Annotated in this window: 8 protein-coding genes; 4 read left to right on the plus strand and 4 right to left on the minus strand. The window is 45.0% G+C overall.

Annotation, left to right across the window (positions count from 1 at the left end; all coding sequences use genetic code 11):
- Positions 1-432 precede the first annotated feature (432 nt).
- The 3 genes from gltB to BLV00_RS03480 all read left to right on the plus strand — a co-directional run bounded on the left by gltB (position 433) and on the right by BLV00_RS03480 (position 8,042).
- Entirely contained in the window at positions 433-5,022 is a 4,590-nt protein-coding gene (gene gltB, locus BLV00_RS03470) for a glutamate synthase large subunit (protein ID WP_093042438.1), read from the plus strand.
- Positions 5,023-5,040: 18 nt separating this feature from the next.
- Positions 5,041-6,528, plus strand: a complete 1,488-nt coding sequence (locus BLV00_RS03475; protein WP_093042440.1) for a glutamate synthase subunit beta — start codon at positions 5,041-5,043, stop codon at positions 6,526-6,528.
- A 245-nt stretch (positions 6,529-6,773) separates the two neighbouring features.
- On the plus strand, positions 6,774-8,042 hold the full coding sequence (locus tag BLV00_RS03480; RefSeq protein WP_245728792.1) for a M48 family metallopeptidase: 1,269 nt from the start codon (positions 6,774-6,776) through the stop codon (positions 8,040-8,042).
- A 38-nt stretch (positions 8,043-8,080) separates the two neighbouring features.
- Here the strand turns inward: BLV00_RS03480 and BLV00_RS03485 are convergent, their stop codons facing one another.
- From BLV00_RS03485 to BLV00_RS03505, 4 genes are all read right to left on the minus strand, one after another.
- On the minus strand, positions 8,081-9,103 hold the full coding sequence (locus BLV00_RS03485) for an LLM class flavin-dependent oxidoreductase (RefSeq protein WP_093042442.1): 1,023 nt from the start codon (positions 9,101-9,103) through the stop codon (positions 8,081-8,083).
- Positions 9,104-9,956: 853 nt separating this feature from the next.
- Positions 9,957-10,700, minus strand: coding sequence for a gamma-glutamyl-gamma-aminobutyrate hydrolase family protein (locus BLV00_RS03495; RefSeq protein ID WP_093042446.1), 744 nt, complete (start codon positions 10,698-10,700; stop codon positions 9,957-9,959).
- Between the two features lie 19 nt (positions 10,701-10,719).
- Positions 10,720-11,028 (minus strand): hypothetical protein, encoded by a 309-nt coding sequence (locus tag BLV00_RS03500; protein WP_093042448.1) that lies wholly within the window; start codon positions 11,026-11,028, stop codon positions 10,720-10,722.
- A 16-nt stretch (positions 11,029-11,044) separates the two neighbouring features.
- Positions 11,045-12,415 carry a TRAP transporter large permease subunit gene (locus BLV00_RS03505; protein ID WP_093042450.1) on the minus strand — a complete coding sequence of 457 codons (1,371 nt, stop codon included), beginning with the start codon at positions 12,413-12,415 and terminating at the stop codon, positions 11,045-11,047.
- A 241-nt stretch (positions 12,416-12,656) separates the two neighbouring features.
- Between BLV00_RS03505 and BLV00_RS03510 the strand changes: the two genes are divergently transcribed.
- Complete coding sequence (locus BLV00_RS03510) at positions 12,657-13,403, plus strand: GntR family transcriptional regulator (RefSeq protein ID WP_218131879.1); 747 nt, start codon at positions 12,657-12,659, stop codon at positions 13,401-13,403.
- The last annotated feature ends 138 nt before the right edge of the window (positions 13,404-13,541 follow it).

The following is a 13,541-nucleotide window of genomic DNA, read 5'->3' on the forward strand; positions in this document are numbered from 1 at the left end:
AAAACTTGTCTATGGCTCATTCTCTGGTTTTGCAAAAGTTGGGTAGGAAAGTAAGCTTCTTTTTACGGTTTATCTCCAATTTTGCTAAGGTCTGGTTATTTTCATCCACCAGCATAATTGCATAAATAAAATGTAAATATCATTTTTATACATAACAAAATTTAGCACCTTACAAGGCTTACTCAAGTAAAAAGTTCAAAAAAAGTTCAAAATTTCGATGAAATCCTGTCATATAAGGATTTTAAACAAATAAGGAACGCATGAAAGCGTTGTCTTTTTCGTAACATTACATAGGTCTAAAGTTGCAGTTATTGTATAGGACTGTAATCGACTGACAATTTCATGGTATACTATTTTTCATACTCGAAAAGACTGAATTTTTTCACTTTCCCTACAATAGTACAATTTTTTATAAATAGAGGAGGAATGATCATGGAAAAACATGGATATCCAATTCCGCAAGGTCTCTATAATCCTGCCAACGAGCATGAAGCTTGTGGAATCGGTATGATTGCCAATATCAACGGAAGAAAATCCCATGATATCGTTCAGAACGCAGTTACTATTCTGTGTAACCTTGAACACCGCGGCGGCCAGTCGGCCGACGTCAATTCAGGAGACGGGGCCGGCATACTTACACAGATACCCCATCGTTTCTTTTTAAAACAATGTGAGAAAGAAAATATCGAACTTCCAGGAGAAGGCGAATATGGGGTTGGAATGATATTTCTCCCGCAAGATGGCTATAAACGTCATCAATGCATTGAGATTTTAGAAGATATCATTCGTGAGGAAGGCCAGGAGCTGCTGGGCTGGCGGACAGTTCCGGTCAACGATTCGTTTGTCGGTGACAGTGCTAAAAAGACGAAGCCATTCATAAGACAAGTTTTTATCGCACCTTCAGAAGATTTCAAAGATCGAATGGCATTCGAACGACGTTTGTACATCATTCGTAAACGTGCAGCACTGAAAATTGCAGAAATGGATGGCTGCGATGATTTTTATATCAGCAGTTTGTCGACCAGCACGATTGTTTACAAAGGGATGCTCATCCCTGAACAGTTAGATTCTTTCTATATTGACTTGAACCACCCTGATTTTATATCCGCATTGGCATTAGTACACTCCCGCTTCAGTACCAACACTTTCCCAAGTTGGAAGAGATCCCATCCGAATCGCTACACCATCCACAACGGTGAATTCAATACAATAAGAGGAAACGTCAATTGGATGCGGGCACGTCAATCGCTATGCCAATCTGAATACTTCAGTGAAGAAGACTTAGAAAAAGTATTGCCGGTCATTGATGACAATGGCAGTGACTCTTCCATGTTTGATAATGCATTTGAATTCTTGCATCTATCGGGCCGTTCACTTGCCCATACAGCAATGATGATGATTCCTGAGCCATGGGCGAATAACAAAGATATTGAAAAAAATAAACGTGATTTCTATGAGTATCACAGCACGTTGATGGAACCTTGGGATGGACCAGCGGCGCTGGTATTTACAAACGGAACACAGATAGGCGCGTGCCTCGACCGTAACGGCCTGCGTCCAGCAAGGTACTATGTCACGAAAAACGGCATGATTGTCCTCGGTTCTGAAGTAGGGGCGTTGGATATCTTTGCTGATGAAATCGAATATAAAGATCGCCTCCACCCTAGTAAGATGCTGCTTGTCGATTTAGAAAAAGGAAAAATCATTCCTGATGAAGAAATTAAAACTGAAATTGCTAAAGAGCAGCCTTATGATAAATGGATTGCTGATCATATGCACGATTTAGACGACCTGCCAGAACCTCTGGAAGAAGCTCCTTTGACGAAGGAAGATCAGCTTCTCGATCACCAGCTTGCTTTCGGTTATACAACAGAAGAATTAAATAAAATTTTGAAGCCGATGGTTTCCGGCGGTAAAGATCCAGTAGGTTCCATGGGGTATGATTCCCCTTTAGCTGTGTTATCGAAAAAGCCGCAGCTGCTATATAACTATTTCAAACAGCTTTTTGCTCAAGTCACGAACCCTGCTATTGACGCTATCCGTGAGGAAATCGTTACAGCAGTAGGAACGACAATTGGCGCAGAAGGAAATCTGGTTGATCCGAATCCGGACAGCTGTAAGCATATCCGTCTTGATACATTTGCTTTGACTAATCGTCACCTGGAGATGCTTCGTCAACAGCATGTGGATGGATTCAAAGCCGCTACGCTGCCGATATTATTTGATGCGAAGGGCGAAGGAGCAATGGATGCGGCTCTGGAAGCTTTGTTTGAAAAAGCTGACCGTGAAGTCGAAAACGGAACTACTCTGATCATTTTATCCGACCGCGGTGTTAATCGTAACCAGGCAGCAATACCAGCACTGCTTGCTGTGTCTGGCTTACATCATCATTTAATCCGTCAGGGAACGCGTACCAAAGTCAGCCTCCTGGTAGAGTCAGCCGAGCCGAGAGAAGTTCATCATTTTGCTACCTTACTTGGTTATGGAGCAGAGGGAATCAACGCTTACCTTGCTTTTGACTCGCTGAATGACTTGATTGAACGAGGCGACTTGACTGGAGTGACGTTTGAGGAAGCGATTGACAAGTATGTCCAATCCGTCACGGATGGCGTTGTAAAAGTACTTTCTAAAATGGGAATTTCCACGATTCAAAGTTACCGTGGTGCGCAAATTTTTGAAGCCGTAGGAATCAGCAGTGAAGTCGTAGAGAAGTATTTCACGCGTACAGCTACCCGTCTTGGCGGTATCGGTCTGGATATCATTGAAAAAGAAGTATTGATGCGCCATGAACGTGCTTATGGGGAAAATCGTAATGTTTCCAAAAACCTGGAAGCAGGGGACGAGTTCCAATACCGTGAAAACGGCGAGGATCACCAGTATAACCCACACACGATCCACCTGCTGCAGCATGCATGCCGAAGCAACAACTACGAATTATTCAAGGAATATTCGCAGTTGTTGACGGATGAGCGTAACAATCTGCAATCACTTCGTGGATTACTGACCTTCAAAAAACGACGTTCGATTCCTATTGAAGAAGTCGAGTCCGTCGATGATATTACTAAGCGATTCAAAACAGGGGCGATGTCCTTTGGTGCCATCAGTAAAGAGGCACACGAAGCACTAGCCATCGCCATGAACAAAATCGGTGGAAAGAGTAACTCTGGGGAAGGCGGGGAAGATCCTGACCGTTTCACGCCAGATGAAAATGGAGATTTTCGCCGCAGTGCCATCAAGCAGATTGCCTCTGGCCGCTTCGGTGTCAACAGCCATTACCTTGTCAATGCCGATGAATTGCAAATCAAAGTTGCTCAAGGCGCCAAGCCTGGGGAAGGCGGACACCTTCCTGGGAAAAAAGTATATCCTTGGATTGCGGAAGTACGTGGATCTACCACAGGGGTTGAATTGATTTCGCCACCACCGCACCATGATATTTATTCCATTGAGGATTTGGCTGAATTGATTCATAACTTGAAAAATGCCAACCCGAGAGCCCGTATCAGCGTTAAACTCGTTTCCGCTGATGGAGTAGGAACGATTGCTGCAGGTGTTGCAAAAGGAAGAGCCGATCATGTCTTAATCAGTGGTTATGACGGCGGTACCGGTGCTGCGCCTCGAACAAGTATCAAGCACGCTGGTATGCCTTGGGAAATCGGTCTTGCTGAAACCCATCAGACGCTCGTGTTGAATAACCTGCGTGACCGGATTGCGGTGGAAGCAGATGGAAAAATGATGACCGGACGCGATATCATTTACGCTACCTTGTTAGGGGCGGAAGAGTACGGATTTTCCACTGCACCGCTCGTCGTATTAGGCTGTATCATGATGCGAGTATGCCATCTGGATACTTGCCCGGTCGGTGTCGCGACCCAAAATCCGGAACTACGTAAAAAGTTCACTGGAAACGCCGATCACGTGGCAAACTTCATGCGTTTCATCGCACAAGAAGCGCGTGAGTTGATGGCGGAGCTTGGTTTCCGCACCATTAATGAAATGGTCGGCCGTTCCGATGTATTAGAGCCAAAAGAGGATATCGATCACTGGAAAGCGAAAAGCGTAGATTTTACGTCGCTTCTCTATCAGCCGGCTGTACCGGTAGGCGGAGGAACCTATCAAACTATTAAACAGGATCATGAGCTGCCGGAGAAATTAGACATGCAGGAATTGATTCCACTTTGCAAAAAGGCAATCGAGAATAAAGAACCGGTCGAGATCAACCACTCAATCCGAAACATCAACCGGGTAACCGGTACGATGCTCGGAAGTGAAATTACTCGCCGCTATGGCGCAGAAGGCTTGCCTGAGGATACGATTCGCTTGAATTTCAAAGGATCCGCCGGTCAAAGCTTTGGTGCCTTTGTTCCAAAAGGCGTGACGATGACCATGATCGGCGATACCAATGACTATATCGGAAAAGGGTTATCCGGTGGTAAGATCATCGTCTACCCATCCTCAGAGTCCACATTCGCACCAGATGAAAACACCATCGTCGGTAACGTTTCTTTCTATGGAGCGACAGCTGGGGAAGCTTATATCAACGGGCTTGCCGGTGAACGTTTCTGCGTACGTAACAGCGGAGCCAATGTCGTCGTCGAAGGTATTGGCGACCATGGCTGTGAATATATGACTGGCGGTAAAGTCGTCGTATTAGGGGGTACAGGCAGAAACTTTGCTGCTGGTATGTCCGGGGGTGTCGCTTATATCCTGGAAGAGGAAGAAGGACTTTTCGATAGCAAATGCAATAAAGAGCTTGTACAGCTGCAGCGATTGACCGACCAACGGGAAATCACAGAGTTGTACAAGATGATTGCGAAGCACGTGGAATACACCAACAGTCCTAAAGGACATCGCATATTGAATGATTGGGAAAAATATGTATCCAAATTCGTACGTGTCATCCCTACCGCTTACCTTGAGATGGAAGAGCGGATTGCCAGCTTGATAGACACAGGCATGAGTAAGTTTGATGCTGAAATGACGGCATTTGAAGAAAGTAAGCGAAGCAAAGAACTTGTAAAATAATAAGAGGAGGGGGATACGATGGGAAAAGCAACAGGATTTATGGAATATGAACGTCAATCACAACGTGAACGTGACCCTTCTGAACGTACGAAAGACTGGTCGGACTATACAGCTCCGATGAAAGACGAAGAGGTCCAAATACAAGGGGCGCGCTGCATGGATTGCGGCGTCCCTACCTGTCACACAGGTACAGAAATCGAGGGACAGACGACAGGGTGTCCGGTCAATCACTTGATTCCAGAATGGAATGACCTGGTTTACCGCGGCCAATGGCAGGAAGCCTTGAAAAAAGAACATGAGCGTAACAACTTCCCAGAGTTTACCGGCATCGCCTGCCCAGCTCCTTGTGAGGGTGCTTGTGTCCTTGGCATCAATGAACCACCCGTGGCCATCCGTAGTGTGGAGCGAGCCATCATTGAAAAAGGTTTCGAAGAAGGTTGGGTAAAACCTGAACCACCATCTGAGCGTACCGGTAAAAAGGTGGCGGTGGTCGGCTCCGGGCCAGCTGGTCTTGCAGCTGCCGCCCAATTGAACAAAGCCGGCCATTGGGTGACTGTATTTGAGCGCAGTGACCGAGTCGGAGGCTTGCTCACCTATGGCATCCCGGAAATGAAACTTTCTTATGAAATTGTCGAGCGCCGTGTAAACATTTTGAAAGCGGAAGGAATAGAATTTGTCACAAACACCGAGGTCGGTAAAGATTACCCGGAAGACAAACTGCGTGCAGATTTTGACTCTGTCATCCTCTGTGGCGGTTCAACCGTTCACCGCAACATTCCGGCCGATGGAAGAGAGCTGAAGGGAATCCATTACGCGATGGACTTCCTGCACGCCAACACCAAGAGCCTGTTAGACTCCAACCATGAAGATGGCAACTACATTTCCGTAAAAGATAAGGATGTTATTGTCATCGGTGGTGGCGATACAGGTACAGACTGTCTTGCTACTTCCGTTCGACATAATTGTAAGAGTCTTACCCAGTTCGATATTTATGATAAAAAGCTATCTGCGCGTGATACAGAAGATAACCCATGGCCACAGTGGCCGGTTGTTCACCGCGTAGAGTATGGTCATAAAGAAGCTGCATCTGTCCTGGGGGATGACCCGCGCGCTTATGCAGTCATGACCAAAAAGTTCGTCGGTGATGAAAACGGACATGTCAAAGAAGTCCATACCATCAACGTCAAACTAAAGATAGACGAGAATGGCAAGCGAATCCGTGAAGAAATTCCAGGCACCGAAAAAGTATGGCCGGCGGACCTTGTGTTACTGGCTATCGGGTTCCAAGGGCCAGAACAAGACCTGATCAGTCAGCTTGGAGTAGAAACTACAGAACGATCTACGATTAAAGCAGAATATGGGGACTACCGCACGAATGTCGAAGGAGTATTCGCTGCCGGAGACATGCGCCGCGGCCAAAGCCTGATTGTATGGGCCATTAATGAGGGACGGGAAGCAGCCCGCGAATGCGACCGCTACCTCATGGGCTCCACAGTATTGCCTTAACGTTTCCAATGAAAGAGGATCAAGCTAGTCAACCTCACACATAAAATCGTCCAGGGTCCCCCCTGGGCGATTTTTTAGTCCTTTCTCCGGTCAAGCTCCCTTATACACACGAAAGCCCCGAAATCGGGTGTTACTAATCAATGATGTAAGAGATGACGGGCCATCCATGATAAAATGCTAGATAACGATATAATTTACTTTTTTGGACATAAGCTAGGAGTAGTACAAGTAGTGGAGGTGGGCGCGTGAAAAAGCGGTTTGCAGTTTGGACTGCTGGCATCTATATCGTCTATGCCCTTATCATGGGGCTTTACTTATTCTGGTGGGCTGATACTGGAGTCCCTGCTTCCTACCAGGGAACTGCGGCAGACCCCGCAACGTTTATGACAGATCGTGAGCTGCAGCTAAGCCAGGAATATTCCCGTTATCAATCCATGATGTTCTTCCTGGGTTTACCGCTGGAGTGGGTCATTTATCTTGGCGTGATGGTACTTGGTATTTCAAAAGTGTTTAAAAAGTTCGGCGAGCGTGTTTCCCGGTTTTCATGGATCAACATCCCGATCTACGTCTTGCTTTTATCTGCTTTGACCTGGATAGTGACCTTCCCGTTCGATTTTATAAGGCGTTCCTTGTCGATCAACTATGGGATAGGGACACAAAGCTTTTCTGGCTGGATGCGTGATCAAATGATCAGCTTTTGGATCAGCACCTTGATAATGGCTGTTCTCATCACTGTTCTTTATGTATTGATCCGCCGTTTTGAAAAACGATGGTGGCTGTATGCCTGGATGCTGCTCGTTCCATTTTTAATATTCATGATGTATATCCAGCCTGTCGTCATCGACCCGCTTTATAATGATTTTTCCAGACTCAGCAATCCGCAACTGGAAGAAAAAATACTGGATCTGGCTGAGCAGGCAGACATTCCTGCTGATCGTGTCTATGAAGTAGATATGTCAGAAAAAACAAATGCGATGAATGCTTATGTTAATGGGATCGGATCGAATCTTCGCATCGTTTTATGGGATACAACCTTAAATAAACTGAATGAAAATGAAGTGTTGTTCATTATGGCTCATGAGATCGGTCATTACGTGAAGAACCATTTATTCTGGATGCTTGCTGGCTCAATCGCCGTCACCTTTGTCGGTATGTACTTAGGGTATCGACTCTTCCATGCAGCGATTAGAAAATGGGGAGACGCCTGGGGTGTCAAGCGTGTAACAGATATAGCATCTCTGCCGGCACTGTTGTTAATTTTCAGCTTACTTTCGTTCATCGTAAGCCCGATTGAACTCACTATTTCCCGTGGAGCGGAAAAATCAGCGGATGAATATGCCATTGAAATGACCGGAGACACAGAAGCCGCAGTCGGTTCCTTCCAGCAATTGACTGTCACAGCTCTCAGTGATGTCCATCCACCTGCTTTGGTGAAGTATTTACGGTATGGGCACCCTACCATGATGGAACGAATCTCTATGCTGGAAAGTCATCAGGGTTCTTCAAACGAATAAAAAGGAGCCAGGTCATAACAGCCTGGCTCCTTTACTATTTACTTTCCATTTACAATATCCGCCACAATTTCAAACGAACGAAGTCGCCTTTGGTGATCATAGATTTGGGAAGTGACCATGATTTCATCGGCTTTTGTTTCCTCGATGAATTCTTCCAGCTTGCGCTTGACGGTTTCCTTACTTCCGATAATGGAAGCCCCAAGCTGTTGCTGGAGTGCCGCATGCTCATGCGGAGACCATAGCTCGTCCATATTTTCTACAGGCGGCTGCAATGGTGCTTCATCATTGCGTATCAAATTCAAAAACTGCTGATAAAGCGAGGTTGCCAGATATTCCGCTTCCTCATCTGTCTCAGCCGCAATCACATTCAAGCCTAACATGGCATGTGGTTTCTCAAGCGTTTCAGACGGCTGGAAGTGGCGGCGATAAAGATCGAGTGCAGCCATGGTATTATTTGGTGAAAAGTGACTGGCAAAGGAAAACGGCAGACCAAGCTGGCCGGAAAGCTGCGCACTGAAACCGCTGGAACCTAGTAACCAAATCGGGATATCCAACCCTTGGCCGGGAACCGCACGGATAGGCATTGGGCTCGTTGCTAAGGAAGGATCAAAATAAGCTCTTAATTCTTGTAATAGTTGCGGGAAATCCTGCCCATCACTTCTACGGCCGCGTCTTAACGCCTGTGCAGTCATCTGATCCGTGCCAGGAGCACGCCCAAGACCAAGGTCAATCCGCCCAGGATAAAGGGACTCTAATGTACCAAACTGCTCTGCGATCATCAATGGCGCATGGTTCGGAAGCATGATACCGCCAGACCCGACCCGGATCTTTGAGGTGTTTTCAGCGACATGACCGATTAACACAGAAGTAGCTGAGCTTGCGATAAATGGCATATTATGATGCTCGGCCATCCAATATCGGTTGTACCCTAATTCTTCTGTGTGACGGGCAAGTTCGATCATATTTTTAAAGGCATCTGCCGGTGTCCCGCCTTCTACAATCGGTGCGAGGTCCAGCACCGAAAATGGTATCTCATACATTTGCTTATGTTCTACACTCATTTTATTCATCTTCTTTCTTTTAAAAATTGGCTCTGTTAAATCTCAGTGTTGATGCTACAGTTAAGCTCCCTTTTGCTGAAGACTCAGTTTCGGGACTTTAGGTTGCAATGATGGTGGCTGGGAAAACGGATCGCTTTCCGTGGGCATGTGGTGAGCTTCCTCAGGCTACTCCTTGCGGAATCTCACCAATCAATCATATTCATCCCACAGGACTTTGAATAAACATCTTGAATACACACCGCACGAAGGAAATGCGTAGCATTTCCGAGGAGTCTCACCGTTTTCCCAACCACCATACAGAGTTTAGTATCTCGAAACTGGCTGCCAAGAATGATGTGCTTTTGAAGCAGAAAATACAATAAATTCAGCAATATGACAGGATTTTTTCCGAAATTAAATTGTACATTAAAGGCGATTTCGATTATCTTATGTGGCAAGGGGCGTGGGGGAAGGGTGAGACTCCTGCGGGAAAGGATAGACTGGCAAGACCCCGCAGAGCTTTAGCTCGAGGAGGCTTGCCGTCTTCCCCGCGGAAAGCGAATCCTTCCCCAACGACCCTAATCTCCTCCAATATCTCGAAATCAAGTCTTCGACTTTTCGGCCCAATAGTTGAATAAGTCTCTTTGGAAAAATCACCAAGCTTATCTATGTGACTTAGTTTAACAATTGTAAGAATTACTCACCAAATGAAATGATTGAAGTGTTGCCAGAAGCGTTAGGTCAGAACATGATTGAGTTAGGGAAGAACATTTTCGAGTTAGGTCGGAATAAAAGAAAAGCCCAGGCGATATCGCCGGGATTTTAGGGGATTGGATAGAGGGTTCTCAAACGGAAGCCAAGCCACCATCCAATATTAGAAATAAGTTTTTGAATGACTATATTGTAATGCTGCATCTTTAAAGGAATCAAACAACAGCGACCATCTGGGCTCGTCCGCATAGAGCTGTTCGGGATGAAATTGCAGCCCCATTAACCACTTAGCGTCGTCACTTTCGATCGCTTCTATGAAAAGGTCATCTTCAGACCAGGCAGCAGGCTTGAGGCCTTTTCCTATCTCAGAAATAACCTGGCGATGTCTGGAATTCACTTGAAGTGGATCATTACCAATCATTTTTGAAAGCTTACTGGATTCTTCAAGAGTTAAACGGTGCGTAGGGACCGATCCTTCCATTCCCATCACTTCCTGATGATGGTGGCTGGTTTTTAGGTTTTGCAATGTGCCGCCATATACTTCGTTAATCATCTGCATTCCACGGCATACCCCCAGTACAGGCAGTCCTATTTCTACCGCATTTTTCAACAGTACCTGCTCATACGTAAAACGCGTACTGCCAGTTTCACTCAGTCTTGTAGAAGCAGACAAGGGTTTGTTGAGATTAAGGTAGCCCCCGCCAGTCATAAGCAGGCCATCCAACTTCGCTAGATAAGCTGGCACTTCCTCTGTGCTATCCAATACTGGAAGTAGGACCGGGTGCATCCCATGGGCTTCTAACGCTTGAATGTAATCACGTTCTACATACAACAATGGATGCCTGGGGTATAAATCTTCTTCTTTTCCTTCATCGATATGGACAGTGACACCGATCCATGGTTTCAAACGTGATCACCTCTTTTCCTTAGATTGCTTTTTCTACCTTGGCATTATTGATTGCTTTTTCGGCTGCTTGTTTAGATTCGGATTTGAGAGTCAGGCTGTGTTCTTTTGACGCATACGTATGAACAATGCCGACTACCATGGCAATCGCTGCAAATCGAATACCCCAACTCATCATCTTACCAGCCAACACAGCAATCGCTTCACCGCTGCCGCCTCCAATTACAAAGGAAGCGCCGAACATTAAGGCAGTAAGCAAACCAAGAGCCATTGTCAGAAAAGCAATCCATCCATAAAGGTTAGCAAAAATATTGGAAATTGAATTTTTCATGCGAAACACCTCCGAGTTATAGTCCAAAAATCGGTAGAAAGCCTGTTAACAAGATGATACTTAAAAGCACATGGAGTAATATCCATATAATCGCCAGCTTCGAGGTCTCTTTGAACCCCGAACCAGCAATTCCCATGGCTACGAACAGCCCAAGTGCAAGTGGAGGAGTCATCCCTTCCAAAGCACCGGTCATAGCAGGCAGCATAAGCGCAAACAGTACTGGATCGCCGCCCAAGGCACCAAATGCCCCAATCATAGCCCCGCCCAGAATGGCGATTTGCGCTGAACCTGGAAGCACCATTCCAAGAATCATGAAGAAAAATGGAAGCAGGACAATCATGACGGGTGCAGTCATTCCCATGGAGACGAACCAATTACGGACGACTTCTTCCATCTGCATTCCAATGAACACCTGTGAAGTGGCATAGGCCATATAAATAGTGACACCAATCGGAACTACTTGGGGCAAAGATTCTTTGAAAACTTCCACTAACCGGTCAAGGTGAGAGCGAGTAGTGTTGAAGAATGCTTTTTTTCCAATCCCAATTGCATAAGCACCTGCAATAGCAGGGGTGAACATCAATACCGATGATGAAAATGCTTCAGAACCGTCAGCACCGATCCGGGCAGTGATGAAATCTTTGAACTGGGCATCCGCGAATAACGGAACAAAAATCAAGGCAGGTAAAATCAATGCCGGCCAGCCAATACGAAAGCTCTTTTTAAAGGAAGGAAGTTCTTCTTTAGCAATAGGCTGTACTTTATAATATTTGCAGAGCCCCCATAGTGTAAGCCAGCGCTGGACGAAAAACCATAAACCGATTCCGTAGGCAGCTATAATCCATTGACTTAGTGTAATACTCCCAGGGTTAACTTCATTCAAAATACCAAACGTAAGAAGGACGATTCCGGACGGAGGAACAATGTTACCTAACATACTGGAGGACATTTCAGTAGTAGCAGCTAATGGGGCAGGATAGCCTGCTTTTTTCATGGTCGGTATCGTGAAAACACCGGTAGCTGCGACGTTTCCTGGCCCAGTACCTGAAAGGGAAGCCATAAATGTACTTCCTAACAGAGATACATAACCAGCACCGCCTCGAAACTTTCCGACGAGTGATAACATCAGGTTGATGATTCTTTGTACGACTTTCGTAGCGTCAAATAACACCGCAACGACCATAAAAGCGAAAATGGCATAGAACAGACTGCTTGTTGATGGATAAAGCAGGGAGGACCACATGATATCCAATTGTCCAGAAATCAGGACGATAAAAAAGAAAGAAAGTGTCATTACCTCATACATCGGTCGTTTAAAGCCAATAAACAGGACAGCAACAAAAACGATTAAGCCTATTAAGTAGAACATAGGTAAAGGGATTCCCATTTCGCACACCTCCATAAAAGCGCTTTCAAATAATATTAAAAAACAAAACCAACATTAACACTATTTCAACTGGTTATAACATGTAATGTAATTTCGATTATATCAGATTCTTGAGAATTATCAAATAATTTTTTAAAAACTTTTGTATTACTATATTTTAGCAGGTATATGGTTTTTATCTACCTCCAAATATTGTTATAATCAGTGCATACAACTATAAGAGATTGTTGGTGAAGAAATGTTGAATTTAAAACGTGATCGCTCTACCCCGCTATACACACAATTAAAAAACGTGATAGAAGAGAAAATAAAAGCAGGGGAATGGGAGCCGGAACAGCAGATACCTTCAGAACGGGAATTGGGAAAAGAATATGCAGTAAGCAGAATCACGGTAAGGCAAGCGATCGATCTTGCTGTGAACGAAGGGTTATTATATCGTACCCACGGTAAGGGTACCTTTGTCGCCACACCTACTATAAAGCAGGAATTGAGTAAAGTTGATAGTTTCCAATCCACTTTATCTCAGCAAGGTCTGGTCGCTTCCACGGATATTGTGAAGGCGGAGATGGCTGTTACCGACCTTCAATTATCTACTTTACTGAATGTAGAAATGATGGATCGGCTGTATAACCTGCAACTCGTTGGTTATGGCGATGAACTGCCGATTGTTTTTTACGATAGCTTTTTCCCTGTGGATGTAGGGGAACAAGTGACGGAAGCAGCCAGGAAAGAAAAGGAAGCAGGACGGCCTTTTACAACATTGGATTTATATAAAAATATACCTGACATTGCCCCGACCCATAGTAAGCAGACATTCGAATCCGTATTAGCAGATGAGCGGATTGCGAAAGTGTTAAAGCTGGATGAAGTGACACCAATATTCAAAGTAACGTCTATCATTTATATGGGAGAAAGGGCGATTGAGTATCGTACTTCCTACTATAAAGGGGATAAATATAAATTTTTCATAACCAGATCCATTCAATGAACCTATGAATAATAGGTTCATTTTTTGTAGGTCTTTTATAAAGACGTGTTAAATGTTGTTATTGATTTCTAATAAGAGGTGTATACAACAATAGGGCCGAAAAGTCGAAGACTTGATTTTAAGATATCGGAGGAGATT

It is taken from the genome of Thalassobacillus cyri (genome assembly GCF_900107755.1).
In the GTDB taxonomy this organism is placed as follows: Bacteria; Bacillota; Bacilli; order Bacillales; family Halobacillaceae; genus Thalassobacillus; species Thalassobacillus cyri.

Excerpts from the sequence above, each read along its gene's own strand:
- BLV00_RS03500 (WP_093042448.1), bottom strand. The coding sequence starts at position 11,028 with ATGAAAAATTCAATTTCCAATATTTTTGCTAACCTTTATGGATGGATT.
- BLV00_RS03475 (WP_093042440.1), top strand. The coding sequence starts at position 5,041 with ATGGGAAAAGCAACAGGATTTATGGAATATGAACGTCAATCACAACGT.
- gltB (WP_093042438.1), top strand. The coding sequence starts at position 433 with ATGGAAAAACATGGATATCCAATTCCGCAAGGTCTCTATAATCCTGCC.
- BLV00_RS03505 (WP_093042450.1), bottom strand. The coding sequence starts at position 12,415 with ATGGGAATCCCTTTACCTATGTTCTACTTAATAGGCTTAATCGTTTTT.
- BLV00_RS03485 (WP_093042442.1), bottom strand. The coding sequence starts at position 9,103 with ATGAGTGTAGAACATAAGCAAATGTATGAGATACCATTTTCGGTGCTG.